The organism is Bradyrhizobium sp. PUT101, assembly GCF_052043945.1.
In the GTDB taxonomy this organism is placed as follows: domain Bacteria; phylum Pseudomonadota; class Alphaproteobacteria; order Rhizobiales; family Xanthobacteraceae; genus Bradyrhizobium.
In genome coordinates, this window is the sequence record NZ_CP197207.1 from 3,544,238 (window position 1) to 3,559,254 (window position 15,017).

The following is a 15,017-nucleotide window of genomic DNA, read 5'->3' on the forward strand; positions in this document are numbered from 1 at the left end:
CAACATTGGCACGCCAGAAGCCGGTGACAAAGCAACGAGGAAACATATGTCTGATCCGCTCCACGCATCGCCTCCAGCTTGTGCGCAGACGCTACAGGCGTTGTCGCGCTATCCCGACCGCACCGCTTTCGCCTGGCCCGGCGGATCGCTGAGCTATCAGGGCACCATCGACCTGATCGGACGCATCCAGGGCGTGTTCATGCGGCTTGGATTACAGCCCGGCGCGCGCGTCGCCTTCCTCACCGCGAACCGCGCCGATACCTGGTGTGCCGGCGTCGCCGCGCAACTGGCCCGGCTCTGCATCACCTGGCTGCATCCGCTGGGATCGCTGGAGGACCAGCTGTTCCAGCTCGAGGACTCCGAGGCCGAGATGCTGGTGGTCGATGCAGCCGCCTTCCGCGACCGCGGTGGCGAGCTTGCTGCCAAGGCCGGCCGGCTGAAGGCGGTCCTCACCACGGGGCCGGCCGGCTACGGCGTCGATCTGCTGGCCGCCATCGAAAATGCCGGACACGCGAGCCCGCTGTGCCTCGCCGGCCCCGACGATCTCGCCACGCTGAACTACACCGGCGGCACCACCGGCAAATCCAAGGGCGCGCTGCGCCATCATCGCGAAAACGCTGGCGCCGCCGGCGCGATCCTCGCCGACTTCGAGATTCCGGAGGCTGCGCGTTATCTCACGGTCGCGCCGATCAGTCATGTCGCCGGCACAAAGGTGCTGCCGACCCTGATGCGCGGCGGCACCGTGCACATGCTGAAAGGTTTCGATCCCGAGGCGGTGCTGACGACGATCGCACGCGAACGCATCAACTTCACGCTGTTCGTTCCGACCATGATCTATGTGCTGCTCGATCAGCCCGCGCTCGGCAAGACCGACCTCTCCTCGCTCGAGCTCGTGCTCTATGGCGCTTCCGCGATGTCGCCGAGCCGGTTGCTCGAGGGTATCGAACGCATCGGGCCCGTATTCTCGCAGCTTTACGGCCAGACCGAATGCTATCCCGTCTCGGTGCTGCGCAAGGCCGACCACGATCCCAAGAACCCGGAGCTGTTCCTGTCCTGCGGTTTCCCGATCGCGGCGTGCGAGGTCAGGATCCTCGACGACAACGACCAGGAAGTGAAGACGGGCGAGCCCGGCGAGATCTGCGTGCGTGCCCCGCATGTCATGGCGGAGTACTGGAAGCGGCCGGACATCACGGCCGCGACGCTGAAGAACGGCTGGGTCCATACCGGCGATATCGCGCGCAGGGACGAGCGCGGCTACATGTTCATCCTCGACCGCAAGAAGGACATGATCGTCACCGGCGGCTTCAACATATTCCCGCGCGAGGTCGAGGACGTGCTGTCGCAGCACGCGGACGTCGCCATGGTCGCGGTCGTCGGCATCCCCGACGAGAAATGGGGCGAAGCCGTCACCGCCATCGTCGTACCGCGCGCGGGGGCAAAGCCCGATCCGGACGAGCTGATCAACCTGGTCAAGACGCGAAAGGGCTCGGCGCATGCGCCGAAGCAGATCCAGTTCGTCGAGCAATTGCCGATGACCGGCGTCGGCAAGGTCGACAAGAAGGTGCTGCGGGCGGGCTTCTGGAGCGGACGGGACCGGATGGTGGGATGAGCGAACGTCGCGATATATGACGCTGCGTCCACTCAACTGGTGTCATCGCCCGGCTTGAGCGGACGACACAGTACGCCGCGGCCTCTCGATTTGATCAGAGCCGCCTCTGGAATACTGGGCGCCCCGCTTCCGCGAAGCATGACACCGAAATTGCGGCAGGGCTTCGCGCAGCTACGATCTTTTCTCGATCACCAGGCTCTGCACCGCCCGGCCGAAATAGCCCTGCCTATCCGCCAGGCGCGACATCGCGAGCCCGGCGCCGTCAGGACCGATCCAGGAGTCGCCGTCGAGCAGAATCCACTCGCCGACCGGCTGGCGCGAAAAGCTCACGGTGAGATCGGCGTTGATGTAGGTCCAGGCGCGGAAGTCGAGCGTCGAGGCAGTGCCGTTGGAGAAGTCGGCGGCGACCACGGCGCGCATCGCCTGCGACACCGCTTCACCGGCGATCAGCGGATGGTCGACGCGAAACCAGATCGCACCGGCGCCGGCCTGGCCGAAACGGCCGCGCGCGGCGCGCATCGAGACCGATCGCACGAACGGGCTGGTGGCGGCGTGACCGTCCTCGATCAACGAATCCTCCGGCGGCGGCAGCGTGACCGGCAGCTCCTCGACGTCGTCGGGCAGGTTCAGCACCTGGCGCCTGACCTTCAGCACGGTGGCGCCGACGACCTGTACGCCGTCCGCGAGCAGCTTGATGCCGCAGAGCTGGATCTTGCGGCCCTCGCGCAAGACTTCAGTCACGATCGTGAGTGGCGCGACCGGGACCGGGCGCATCAGATCGATGGTGACGCGCGCGATGTCCATCGCAACAGGCGTCGGAATGCGTTCGGCCGCCCATGTCACCAGCGACGCCGGCGCCGAGCCGTGCTGCATGCGCCGGTCCCAGGGGCCGGCTGCATCCGGACTGGTGACGACGCTATTGCCGTCTACGCGGTAGATGGGGGTCATGGATTCTCCATGGAGCACATTCGGAGCTCAGCAAACGGTGTCGTCCCCGCGAAGGCGGGGACCCATAACCACAGAAGGAAGTCGTGACGCAAGACTGACAACCACGAGTCTTCGTCAAACTCCTCCCTGTGGCTATGGGTCCCCGGATCGGCGCGCGCTTAGGCGCGCTTGTCCGGGACGACAGGTGAGAGCGCCGAGACGACAGCGTTTCACAACGGCGGATCGATCGCTTCCTCGTATTCCTTCTTGAAACGCGCGATCAGCTCGGCGGCGGGAACGACCTTGTCGATGCTGCCGATGCCTTGTCCGCTTCCCCAGATCTCCTTCCAGGCCTTCGGCTTAGCGCGCTCGCCGGAGGCGTCGGTGCCGAAATTCATCTTGGAAGGATCGGAGGTCGGCAGATTGTCGGGATCCATGCCGGCCGCGAGGATCGAGGGCTTCAGATAATTGCCGTGCACGCCGGTGAAGAGGTTGGAATAGACGATGTCGTCGGCGCTCGAGCCGGCGATCATCTCCTTGTAGCGCTCGACCGCATTGGCCTCCTTGGTCGCGATGAAGGCCGAGCCGATATAGGCGAAGTCGGCGCCGAGAATGCGTGCAGCGCGGATGGCCTTGCCGTTGCCGATCGCTCCCGACAGCGCGATCGGACCGTCGAACCATTTTCGCGTTTCGGCAACGAAAGCCAGCGGCGAGATGGTGCCGGCATGGCCGCCGGCGCCGGCTGCGACCAGGATCAGGCCGTCGGCGCCCTTCTCGATCGCCTTGTGGGCGAATTTCTGGTTGATCACGTCGTGGAAGACAATGCCGCCCCAGCCGTGCACGGCCTGGTTCAGCTCCTCGCGCGCGCCGAGCGAGGAGATGATCATCGGCACCTTGTACTTGGCGCAGAGCTGCATGTCATGGTCGAGCCGGTTGTTCGACTTGTGCACGATCTGGTTGACTGCGAACGGCGCCGACGGCTTGTCGGGATGGGCGCGGTCATACGCCGCGAGCTCTTCGGTGATCCGCGCCAGCCATTCGTCGAGCAGCTCCGGCGGCCGCGCGTTCAGCGCCGGAAACGAGCCGACCACACCCGCCTTGCACTGCGCGATCACGAGATCGGGCACCGAGATGATGAAGAGCGGCGAGCCGATCACCGGGATCGACAGGCGCCCTTTGAACAAGGCAGGCATGGACATTGCGAAACGATCCTCTGTTGACGGTCAATCGAAGGTTGGGGTCATACCAACAAGGCAATCTTTCCACTGTCAAGTATTGCGTTTTGACGCCGGACCGGATGCGGCTGCTGCAATTCCAAGCAGCGGAATTCCTGCTTCCGTCATTCCGGGGCGCGCCGAAAGGCGCGAGCCCGGAATCCATCGGGCGTCAGTACGCACGGCGAAATGGATTCCGGGTTCGCGCTTTGCGCGCCCCGGAATGACGAGGAGAGTCCGGCCCTCACCCGATCAAATCCGGATTGATCAGCCGCTCGAACGAGAACATCTCGTCCCACTTCTCCTGCGTGAGCAGTTTGCGCTCGACCACGACGATCTGGTGCAGCGACTTGCCGCTTTTGTAACCCTCGCGCGCGATCTCGGCGCATTGCTTGTAGCCGAGCAGCGGCTTCAGCACGGTGACGATACCGAGAGAGTTCAGCACCATGTTGCGGGTGTGCTCCTCGTTGGCGGTGATGCCGACGACGCAATTCTCGCGCAGGCTGTTGACCGCGCGCTCCATGGTGCGGATCGAGAAGAACAGCGCGAACGAGATCACCGGCTCCATCACGTTGAGCTGGAGCTGGCCGGCGGAAGCTGCGAGCGTCACCGTCGTATCGAGGCCGATGACCAGGAAGCTGGTCTGGTTGACGACCTCGGGAATCACGGGATTGATCTTGCCGGGCATGATCGAGGAGCCCGGCTGCAGCTGCGGCAGGTTGATCTCGTTGAAGCCGGCGCGCGGGCCCGAGGCGAGCAGGCGGATGTCGTTGCAGATTTTCGTCAGCTTGCTCGCCGTGCGCTTCAGGACGCCGGAGAGCTGCACATAGGCGCCGGTGTCGGAGGTCGCCTCGACGAGATCGCCGGCAAGCACGAAGTCGACGCCGGTGAGCGCGCTGAGATGCCGGACGGCGAGCTTGGGATAGCCGACCGCGGCCGTGACGGAGGTGCCGATCGCGGTGGCGCCAAGATTGATCTCGCGCAACAGCGCGCGCGCTTCCGAGATGCGGTCGACCTCCTCGCCGATGGTGGTGCCCCAGCCGCGGAATTCGGCCCCGAGCGACATCGGCACCGCGTCCTGGAGATGCGTGCGGCCCATCTTCAGCACGCGCTCGAACTCGCGGCCCTTGGTGAAGAAGGCCTCCTGGAGCTGGCGCAGCGCCGTCATGTAACTCTCGAGCCGCAAGATCAGCGCCAGCCGAAAGGCGGTCGGATAGGTGTCGTTGGTCGACTGGCCGTAATTGACGTGATCGTTGGGACTGACGTGCTGGTAGTCGCCCTTGCTGAAGCCGAGCGCTTCCAGTGCGAGGTTCGCGATCACCTCGTTGGCGTTCATGTTGGTGGAGGTGCCGGCGCCGCCCTGGATGAAGTCGGTGACGAACTGATCCATCATGTCGCCGGCGATGACGCGGTCGCAGCCCAGGATGATGGCGTCCGCGACCTTGGGGTCGATCGCACCGAGATCGCGATTGGCCATGGCGGCAGCCTTCTTGACGTAGCCAAGTGCCTTCACGAAGTAAGGCTCCTGGCTCATCGGAATGCCGGTGATGTGGAAGTTCTCCTTCCCGCGGATGGTCTGGACGCCGTAATAGATGTCGTCGGCGATCTCACGCTGCCCGAGGAAATCCTGCTCCGTCCGGCTCATGGGCGCTCCTTGTTGCTCGCGCGATGTCCTCTAGTTCTGGCACAGCGCGCTGGTCACGAACGTATCGGTGCGGCAGTCGTCCGGTTTGCGTTGCCTGCCGGGGATCAGGACCTTGGCCGAGCATTTTTGCGCGGAGTCGGCGTTCAGGCTCTTGCCTTCCTTGTACCCCTTGCCCTGGCAGAGCTGGTCGGCCGCCTGCTTGCAGTCGGGCGCGCCGTTCGACGAGATCGGGCAGACCACGCGCCCCGACACCATGGTCGAGGGCTTGGCCAGCCGCGACAGGTCGTTCATGGTCTCGCTCGGGCTTTTGATCGGCGGCAGGAGCGAGGGCAGCTTGTCGAACAGCTTGCCCATTTCATTGATCAGCCCGGGATTTTCCTCGCGCGCCGGCGGGGCGGAAGGGACCGGCGTCGAGGGCGGCGGCGCGGCCTGCGGCCCCTGCTGCTGGAGGCCGAGTGATGGCGGTGCAGATTGCGTCCACCCGATGCCGCCGCCACTGAGGAGGAGCAGCAGCGCCGCTGAAACCAGCGTGCCGAGCTGCACGGCCGGATTGCCGGATCGAACCATCATGGCGGCAACCGTAGCCCAAGCCGGCCCGGCGGCAAAGCCGCCAGGCCCTAGATCAACTTGACCGCCACCACGAAGCCGAGCACCAGCACGATCGCGCCGATCGCGACCCACAATCCGAGATGCCGTTCGATCCTGACCCGGATCCAGTCGCCGTAGCGGTTGAGCAGGATCGCGACGACGAAGAAGCGTCCGCCTCGCGCGACGATCGAGCAGAGGATGAACAGGACGATGTTGTAGCCGGCAAAACCCGAGGTGATGGTGACGAGCTTGTAGGGGATCGGCGTCAGCCCCTTGAGCAGGATGATCACCGCGCCCCATTCCGCATAGGAGGCGCGGAAAGCATCGACCTTGCCGCCGAGACCGTAGACCTGGATCAGCCATTGGCCGACGCTGTCGAACAGCAGCGCTCCGATGGCGTAGCCGACGATGCCGCCAAGCACCGAGGTCGCGGTACAGACCGCCGCGTAGAGCCAGGCGCGCTGCGGGCGCGCCAGTGACATCGGAATCAGCATCACATCCGGCGGGACCGGAAAGAAGGAGCTTTCGGCGAAGGATACGACACCCATGATCCACAGCGCATAGGGCTTGTGGGCGGCGTCGATGCACCAGTCGTAGATACGTTTCAGCATGGCGCCGCGATGAAGCACCATGGGACGGATTTGTCCATGCCGAGATTGAGGCGAATAATGAGGTTTCTAGTGGCGCTTGCGCGCTGCGCGGCCCTCGAGCGCGACAATTGGCCGCCTCGCCGCAACCCGCGGTGACGCGACTTTGGGCAGTTTCATCGGTGATTTCGGCAGCTTCTCGGCAATACCGAGCATGTCCTCACGCCGCGTCATCTCCCGCCAGACGTCCTCTGGACGTACCCCGGCCGAGGCCCACAGAACGGTGAGATTGTAGAGCAGATCGGCACTTTCCCGGATGACGGCCTCGCTATCGCCGTTGACCGCATCGATCACGACTTCGATGGCCTCTTCGGCCAGCTTCTTCGCCATTTTGGAGGGGCCGCGCTGAAACAGCCGGGCGGTGCGCGATGTTGCCGGATCAAGATCTCTGGCCGCGAGCACAGCCAGATATAGCCGCTCAAGCGAATCACTCATGGTACTCAAAACTACTCTAATCCAATGGCGAGCGCGTTAACGCGCGACAATAAAAGCAGAGAACGGGCCGGCGCGGCAAGCGCGACGGCCCGTCATGGTCAACCCATGAATGCCGGGCTAATAGCAGTTCTGATAGTAGCCCTGGCCGCAGAGCTCGGACGGAGCCGTGCCGCCATAGCGCTGATACTGGTAGTTCGGGCCCGGACCATAATAGGGACCGTAGGCCGGAGCGCTGTAATAGGCCGGACCGCCGTAATAGCCGTAGCCCGGACCGTAGTCATAGGCGTAGGCATTGCGGCTGGCCGCGATGGCGAGACCCGTGCCAATGGCGGCGAAAGCCGCAGCTGCGGCCGCGCCACCCCCACCGCCATGCCAGTGGCGACCGCCCGCATATGACGCGGTCGGGGCAATCGTGGTCAGCGCCAGCACCGCGGCGGTGGCAAGAACGGCCTTTCGGCCCGCAAATCTGGAGAATCGCTCGAACATGTCTTGGGCCCTCCTTTGGGACCTGGAATGGACGCCTGCGGACAGGCTCATGCCTCTCAAAACCCGCATAATCTAAGTTAGGTTCCCCAACCCCAACACAAGCTGAACGGGGTTGCGTAACGATGCCGCAACGTCGCTCATCCTCCGTTCATGTTGGCGCGCGCACGGTCGTCGCGGGCCGGCGCTGCAAGCGTCACGAAACCATAACAATGCGGGACCGGCGCAACTGATGACAGGATTCAAGACGACCGCACTTCACGGCCTGCTGGCTCTGTCGCTCTTGCTTGCGACGCTGATTGCACGCGATGTCAGCGCGACCGAGACCACCGCGCCATCCGTTGCGGTCCGCCTCACCTTCGACCGCCCGCCGGACGCAAGCATGGCGCCGTTCTTCCTTGCGGCGAAGGACGGCAGGTTCGGCGCCGAGGGCCTCAATGTGTCCTTCACGAGCGCAAACGGATCGCCGGAGGCGCTCGCACGCGTCGCCAGGGGCGACAGCGAGCTTGCGCTCGTCGACATCAACGAGCTGATCCGCTTTCGTGACAAGGACGACGCGGCTCCGGTCAAGGCGGTGTTCGTGCTGTTCAACAGCACGCCCTACGCGATCGTCGCGCGCAAGAGCCGCGGCATCCAGCTGTTGCCCGATCTCGACAGCAAGGCCGTCGGCATCGCCGACAGCGATCCGTCGATGCGGCTGTGGCCGGCGCTGGCGCGGCAGAACGGAATCAATCCATCGCGCGTCAAATTCCACAAGATCAGCGCGGCGGTTCGCGAGCCGATCCTCTCCGCGGGCCAGGTCGATGCGGTCGCCGGCTTCAGCTATCTCTCTGCGGTGAACCTGCGCGACCGCGGCGTGCCCGGAGCCGATCTCGTCGTGCTGCGCTACGCTGACTACGGCTGCGAAGCCTACGGCTTTGCCGTGGTGGTCAATCCCGCCTTTGCCGCAGCAAAGCCGGACGCGGTGAAGGGCTTCGTCCGCGCCTTGATGGCGGGCATCACCGCGACCGTCAGGGAGCCGGAGCGAGCGGCGGAGGAGGCAGCGAGCCGCATCGGCGACGGCGACCGCAACCTGGAGCTGGAGCGCCTGCGCACCATCCTCGCCGACAACATCCTGACGGACGAGGTCAGGCGCAACGGCCTCGGCGGCGTCGACCCGGCGCGCTTCGATCGTTCGATTGACCAGATCGCGCAGGACTTCAAATTCCGCAAGCGGCCCGCCGCGGGCGACATCTTCGACGACCGGTTCCTGCCACCGGTCGCCGGGCGGCTGATCAATTGAGCAAAACTGACAGCTTCCGCTATATCTCCCGCACGATCCCTGCTTAAAATACGGGCTCCGTTACCCACTCGAGTTCGTCGCTCGCATGTCGATCCTCCGTCTCTACACCCGCGTTCTCGAGCTGCTCGGCAAGGAAGCGCGGCTGGGCTGGCTGCTCGCGGTCGCCAATCTCCTGCTCGCGGGCACGCAATTCGCCGAGCCTGTGCTGTTCGGCCGTATCGTCGACGTGCTCTCGGGCAAGTCTGTGGCCGGGTCGAACTCGGCCTGGCCGTTCCTGGCCGCCTGGGTCGCGTTCGGGCTCTTCACCATCGCGTGCAGCGCGCTCGTGGCCTTGCAAGCCGACCGGCTCTCGCACCGCCAGCGTCAGGCGGTGCTGACGAGCTATTTCGAGCACATCCTGCAACTGCCGTTGACCTTCCATTCCGGCACCCATTCCGGCCGGCTGATGAAGGTGATGCTCAACGGCACGGACGCGCTGTGGCGGCTCTGGCTCGGCTTCTTCCGCGAGCACTTCGCCGCGATCCTCTCGGTCGTGGTGCTGCTGCCGCTGTCGCTCTACCTGAACTGGCGGCTGGCGGTTCTGCTGTTCGTGCTCTGCATCGTCTTCACCGCGCTGACCACCTTCGTGGTGCGCAGGACCTTCGGCATGCAGATGGCGGTCGAGGAGCACTACAGCGAGCTCTCCGCGCGCGCCTCCGACGCGCTCGGCAACGTCGCGCTGGTGCAGAGTTTCGTGCGCGTCGAATCCGAGGTGAAAGGGCTGCGCTCCGTCGCCGACGAGTTGCTGGCCGCGCAAATGCCGGTGCTGTCGTGGTGGGCGCTGGTCACCGTGATCACACGCGCCTCCACAACCATCACGGTGCTCGCGATCTTCACCTTCGGCATCGCCCTGCATGACCAGGGGCTCACCTCGGTCGGCGATATCGTGATGTTCGTGAGCTTCGCGACGATGCTGATCCAGAAACTCGAGCAGGTCGTGAGCTTCATCAACAACGTGTTCATGGAAGCGCCGCGCCTGCGCGAGTTCTTCAATGTGCTCGACGCCGTGCCCGCGGTGCACGACCGGCCCGACGCAATCGACGCCGGCCGGCTGTCGGGCCTCGTCGAGTTCAACGACGTCACGTTCTCCTATGACGGCAAGCGGCCGGCGATCGAGGACCTCACCTTCACCGCGCTGCCCGGCCAGACCATTGCGCTGGTCGGCCCGACCGGCGCCGGCAAGTCGACCGCGATTGCGCTGTTGCATCGCGCCTTCGATCCGCAATCCGGCGTCATCAAGATCGACGGCATGGACGTGCGCGGCGTCACGCTGACCTCGCTGCGGCGAAACATCGGCGTGGTGTTCCAGGAAGCGCTGCTGTTCAACCGCTCGATCGCCGACAATTTGCGCGTCGGCAAGCCGGACGCGACCGAGGCCGAGATGCGCAAGGCGGCGGAGCGCGCGCAGGCGCTCGAGTTCATCGAGCGCAGCGGCGGCTTCGAGACCAATGCCGGCGAACGCGGCCGCATGCTCTCCGGCGGCGAGCGCCAGCGCCTGTCCATCGCCCGTGCGCTGCTGAAGGACCCGCCGATCCTGATCCTGGACGAAGCCACCAGCGCGCTCGACGCCGTCACCGAGGCCAGGGTGAATGCCGCTCTCGACGAAGTGATGAAGGGCCGCACCACCTTCGTGATCGCCCACCGCCTGTCGACCATCCGCAATGCCACGCGGATCCTGGTGTTCGAGAATGGGCGCGTGATCGAAAGCGGAACTTTCGATGAACTCGTGGCCAAAGGCGGCCATTTCGCCGAGCTCGCCAAGGCCCAGTTCATGGTTCAGGAGAACGCACGGGCCAGCGTGACGGCGGCCGAGACTGCCGCGACGACTGCCAAATCCCCATAGCAAGTCCCCACGACACCGTCGAAATTCGGCCTACTTCATTGCGGAATACCGTGCCGATCCCCCTATTCTCGACGCACGAGCCGGTATAGGTTTGCGATGCCGCAAGCGGCGGCGCTGGATCTCGAAACCGACCATCAGATCACGAGAGCCGTCCGGAACCGGCGGGTCTCCAAGGACCGGAAATCGGATAGTGCACGCCCTTCGCCCGCTGCTTCGCAAATCGCTGTTCAACCTGCTCGCCGTGGGCCTCGCATGCGCCGCATTGCTCGCGCCGCGCGCGGCGAGCGCCGAAGCGCTGCTGCTGATCGAGGCCGACAGCGGCAAGGTGCTGCAGGCCGACAACGCGACCATTCCCTGGTATCCGGCCTCCGTCACCAAGATCATGACCGCCTATGTCACGCTGAATGCGGTCAAGGACGGCAGGCTGACGCTCGACACGCTGCTCACGGTGTCGCCGACGGCAGCCTCCCAGTCGCCCTCGAAGATGGGATTCCGCCCAGGAACGCAGCTCACGGTCGACAATGCGCTGAAGATGATGATGGTCAAGTCGGCGAACGACATGGCCGTGGTGCTCGCCGAAGGCGTCGGCGGCTCGATCGACGGCTTCTCCGCGATGATGAACGACACCGCGAAGAAGCTCGGCATGACGCAGACGAGCTACGTCAATCCGAACGGCCTGCCCGCCGACGGCCAGATCACGTCCGCGCGCGATCTCGGAATCCTGGCGCGCGCGTTCCTGCGCGACCTGCCGGAATACGAGTACTTCGTGCACATTCCGGCGATCCGCTTCGGCAAGCGCGTCACCGGTAATTTCAACAAGCTGATCGGCCGCTATCCCGGCGCCGACGGTTTCAAGACCGGCTTCATCTGCGCCTCCGGCTACAACCTCGTCGCCTCGGCCACGCGCAACGGCCGCCGGCTGATCGCGGTGGTGCTCGGCGCCAGTTCCGGCACGGCGCGCGCGGTGAAGGCGGCGCAGTTGCTCGAGCGCGGCTTCGCTCAAGACAATCTCACCTGGCTGCGCCCCTCGCTCGGCACCGTCGACAATCTCGTGCCGGTCGACGCCTCGCCGCCGAACCTGCGCGACGAGATGTGCGGGCCCCACCGCAAGCGGCCGGCCAGTGACGACGACGATGCGCTGATTGCGGCCAATGGCGGCACGACCGGATCGGCCTCGGCCACCGGTGGAGAAGCCCAGGTCACCTTCTTCACGGCGGGCCTGCAGCCGCCCCTGATGATGAAGGCTTCCGAGCTGATGGCCTCGGCCCCCGCGGCGGCCGAACCCGTGCCGGTCTATACCGGCCCGACCCGCACCGGTGCGGCCCTGATCGCGGCGGTCGCGGCCGACGCCGACCAGCAGGCCACGTCCAAGCCGCGTGGCAAGAAGTCGCGCATCGCCAGGAAGCCTGATACCGCCGACAAGCCCAAGGATGGAAACAAGGACGGACACAAGGACGCAGGCAAGGACACCAAGACGGCAGCGGTGAAGCCGGACGCCAAGTCCGGGGCCAAGTCCGAAACCAAGCCTGGAGCCAAGCCTGAAACCAAGTCCGGTGCCAAGGGTGACGCCAAGGGTGACACCAAGACCGCAGCCAAGCCGGCCGGGACCAAGCATGCCACGACCAGGCACGATGCGGCGGCGAAGCCCGCCGAGAAACCTGCGGCAAGCGGCGATCAGGCAGCCAAGCCCGCCAAGCCCAAGGCCGCGACCAAGCCCGCCGCTGCCGCCAAGCCGGCGAACAACAGTTAACGTCCCTCGGAATTAAACCGCAGCCCGCGCTTCGCACCCGCGGCAGCGTGGTTTGCGACGATTCCAGTAGCGACGCCCCGACCTTTGCCCTAAGCCACGACGGCTTGCCACCAGTTCCGGCAGGCTGGATACTGGCGGCAATGCGGCAAGCCCGAGACACAACGGGCTCTGGTCAATGAGGGGAGTTTTTCCATGGAGCGCATCTGGCTCAAGCAATATCCGCCCGGCGTGCCCGCCGATATCGAGCCGACGCAATACGCATCGCTGGTCGACCTTCTGGAGGAGAGCTTCACCAAGTTCGCCGACCGCAAGGCCTTCATCTGCATGGACAAGTCGATCAGCTATCGCGACCTGGACCAGATGTCGGTCGCGCTCGCCGCCTATTTGCAGGGCCGCGGTCTCCAGCGCGGCGCCCGCGTCGCGCTCATGATGCCGAACGTGCTGCAGTATCCGGTCGCGACCGCCGCCGTGCTGCGCGCCGGCTTCGCCGTGGTCAACGTCAATCCCCTCTACACGCCGCGCGAGCTCGAGCATCAGCTCAAGGATTCCGGCGCCGAAGCCATCATCGTGCTGGAGAACTTTGCCCACACCGTCGAGCAGGTGATCGCGAAGACCGCGGTCAAGCATGTCATCGTCGCCAGCATGGGCGACCTGCTCGGCTTCAAGGGTGTGATCGTCAACCTCGTCGTCCGCCGCGTCAAGAAAATGGTACCGGCCTGGTCGCTCCCGGGCTCCGTGTCCTTCAACGACGCGCTCTCGGCCGGCCGCGGCATGACCTTCAACAAGCCCAAGCTCTCGCCCGGCGACGTCGCATTCCTGCAATATACCGGCGGCACAACCGGCCTCTCCAAGGGCGCCACTCTGCTCCACCGCAACATCGTCGCCAACGTCCTGCAGAACGACGCCTGGCTGCAGCCGGCGCTCGCCGCCCCGCCGCATGTCGATCAGCTCATGGTCGTGTGCGCGCTGCCGCTCTACCACATCTTCGCGCTGACGGCCTGCTACCTGCTCGCGGTGCGTGCCGGCGGCTGCAATCTCCTGATCCCCAACCCGCGCGACATTCCGGGATTCATCAAGGAACTGGCGAAATACCAGGTCAATAGCTTCCCGGCCGTGAACACGCTGTACAACGGGTTGATGCAGCATCCGGATTTCAAGAAGCTCGATTTCTCCAAGCTGAAGATCTCCAATGGCGGCGGCATGGCAGTGCAGCGGCCGGTCGCCGACCAGTGGAAGGCAACCACCGGCTGCTTCATCGCCGAGGGCTACGGCCTGTCGGAGACCTCGCCGACGCTGACCTGCAATCCCGCGACGGCAACCGAGTTTTCGGGATCGATCGGCATTCCCGTGCCGTCGACCTGGATCTCGATCCGTGACGACGAGGGCAACGAAGTCCCGCTCGGCCAGCCGGGTGAGATCTGCGCCAAGGGTCCGCAGGTGATGTCCGGCTACTGGAACAGGCCGGACGAGACCGCCAAGGTCATGACCGCGGACGGCTATTTTCGCACCGGCGACATCGGCATCATGGACGAGCGGGGCTACACCAAGATCGTCGATCGCAAGAAGGACATGATCCTGGTCTCCGGCTTCAACGTCTATCCCAACGAGGTCGAGGAAGTCATCGCGAGCCATCCGGGCGTGCTCGAATGCGCCGTGATCGGCATCCCCGATTCCAGGTCTGGTGAGGCGGTGAAGGCCTTCGTGGTCAAGAAGGATCCGAACCTCACCGCCGAGGCGGTGATCACGTTCTGTCACGAGCAGCTCACCGGCTACAAGGTGCCCAAGCACATCGAATTCCGCAACGACCTGCCGAAGACGAACGTCGGCAAGATCCTGCGCCGGCAGCTCCGCGACGAGAAGAAGGCCGAAGCGGCGTAACCGCGCCTCCGGTCCATGACCGACGTCGGCGACATCACGCCACTAGGCATTCTCGCTTTCTGGCGCGAGGCCGGTCGCGACCGTTGGTACGAGCGCGATGACGCGTTCGATGCGGAAATCAGGCGCCGCTTTGCTGCCCTGTGGCGGAAGGCGGCGGCCGGCGAGCTGGCGTCATGGGAAGATGACGATGACGGCGCGCTGGCGCTCGTCATCGTGCTCGATCAATTTCCCCGCAACATGTTCCGCGGCACGCGGCAAGCCTTTGCCAGCGACGCGCTGGCGCGCGACGTCGCCCGCCGTGCCATCGCGCGGGGCACGGATCGCAGGATCGATCCCGCCCTGCTCGAGTTCCTCTATTTGCCCTTCATGCATTCCGAGCACCTGCCCGACCAGCTGCACTGCGTTACGCTGTTTGAGAACACCGACAACACCGAGAACCTGAGATACGCCCGCGAGCATGCCGACATCATCCGGCGGTTTGGCCGCTTTCCACACCGCAACCGCCTCCTCGACCGCGACACGACCGAGGAGGAGCAGGCCTTCCTCGACAATGGCGGCTTTTCCGGCTGATGACATCATGATGAACGGCCGCCGCCCTCCCCGCTTCCGCCGCCGGCAATATTGTGCAGGTCCGCCGCCCGGTCTAAAAAGCGGGATCGATTTTCAGGGAGACTGAT

Annotated in this window: 13 protein-coding genes; 6 read left to right on the forward strand and 7 right to left on the reverse strand. The window is 65.0% G+C overall.

All coding sequences use genetic code 11. From position 1 onward, the window contains the following. The first annotated feature begins 46 nt into the window (after positions 1-46). The gene (locus ACSHT2_RS17335; protein ID WP_440642617.1) at positions 47-1,609 is read left to right on the forward strand and encodes an AMP-binding protein; all 1,563 of its coding nucleotides are present in this window, start codon (positions 47-49) and stop codon (positions 1,607-1,609) included. A 171-nt stretch (positions 1,610-1,780) separates the two neighbouring features. On the opposite strand, the gene ACSHT2_RS17340 is transcribed toward ACSHT2_RS17335, so the two are convergent. The 7 genes from ACSHT2_RS17340 to ACSHT2_RS17370 form a co-directional block, all read right to left on the reverse strand. Then, positions 1,781-2,557, reverse strand: a complete 777-nt coding sequence (locus ACSHT2_RS17340; protein WP_440642618.1) for a thioesterase family protein — start codon at positions 2,555-2,557, stop codon at positions 1,781-1,783. Between the two features lie 209 nt (positions 2,558-2,766). Continuing rightward, on the reverse strand, positions 2,767-3,735 hold the full coding sequence (locus ACSHT2_RS17345) for an NAD(P)H-dependent flavin oxidoreductase (RefSeq protein WP_271527062.1): 969 nt from the start codon (positions 3,733-3,735) through the stop codon (positions 2,767-2,769). Positions 3,736-3,994: 259 nt separating this feature from the next. After that, positions 3,995-5,395: an aspartate ammonia-lyase gene (locus ACSHT2_RS17350; RefSeq protein ID WP_440642619.1), complete on the reverse strand. Its 1,401-nt coding sequence runs from the start codon at positions 5,393-5,395 to the stop codon at positions 3,995-3,997. Between the two features lie 30 nt (positions 5,396-5,425). Further along, entirely contained in the window at positions 5,426-5,965 is a 540-nt protein-coding gene (locus ACSHT2_RS17355; RefSeq protein ID WP_440642620.1) for a hypothetical protein, read from the reverse strand. Positions 5,966-6,012: 47 nt separating this feature from the next. Further along, positions 6,013-6,615, reverse strand: a complete 603-nt coding sequence (locus ACSHT2_RS17360) for a YqaA family protein (protein WP_440642621.1) — start codon at positions 6,613-6,615, stop codon at positions 6,013-6,015. A 45-nt stretch (positions 6,616-6,660) separates the two neighbouring features. Then, a complete protein-coding gene (hisE, locus tag ACSHT2_RS17365; RefSeq protein ID WP_035671782.1) occupies positions 6,661-7,065 on the reverse strand; it encodes a phosphoribosyl-ATP diphosphatase in 405 nt (134 codons plus the stop codon). Between the two features lie 117 nt (positions 7,066-7,182). Next, positions 7,183-7,551, reverse strand: coding sequence for a hypothetical protein (locus ACSHT2_RS17370; protein WP_440642622.1), 369 nt, complete (start codon positions 7,549-7,551; stop codon positions 7,183-7,185). A gap of 229 nt (positions 7,552-7,780) precedes the next feature. Between ACSHT2_RS17370 and ACSHT2_RS17375 the strand changes: the two genes are divergently transcribed. The 5 genes from ACSHT2_RS17375 (at position 7,781) to ACSHT2_RS17395 (ending at position 14,910) form a co-directional block, all read left to right on the forward strand. Then, positions 7,781-8,830, forward strand: a complete 1,050-nt coding sequence (locus ACSHT2_RS17375) for an ABC transporter substrate-binding protein (protein WP_440642623.1) — start codon at positions 7,781-7,783, stop codon at positions 8,828-8,830. A gap of 85 nt (positions 8,831-8,915) precedes the next feature. Continuing rightward, the gene (locus ACSHT2_RS17380) at positions 8,916-10,712 is read left to right on the forward strand and encodes a glucan ABC transporter ATP-binding protein/ permease (protein WP_440642624.1); all 1,797 of its coding nucleotides are present in this window, start codon (positions 8,916-8,918) and stop codon (positions 10,710-10,712) included. 190 nt (positions 10,713-10,902) lie between these two features. Further along, positions 10,903-12,462, forward strand: coding sequence for a D-alanyl-D-alanine carboxypeptidase family protein (locus ACSHT2_RS17385; RefSeq protein ID WP_440642625.1), 1,560 nt, complete (start codon positions 10,903-10,905; stop codon positions 12,460-12,462). A 192-nt stretch (positions 12,463-12,654) separates the two neighbouring features. After that, positions 12,655-14,340 (forward strand): long-chain fatty acid--CoA ligase, encoded by a 1,686-nt coding sequence (locus tag ACSHT2_RS17390; RefSeq protein ID WP_440642626.1) that lies wholly within the window; start codon positions 12,655-12,657, stop codon positions 14,338-14,340. Between the two features lie 15 nt (positions 14,341-14,355). Then, the gene (locus ACSHT2_RS17395; protein WP_440642627.1) at positions 14,356-14,910 is read left to right on the forward strand and encodes a DUF924 family protein; all 555 of its coding nucleotides are present in this window, start codon (positions 14,356-14,358) and stop codon (positions 14,908-14,910) included. Positions 14,911-15,017: the final 107 nt, after the last annotated feature.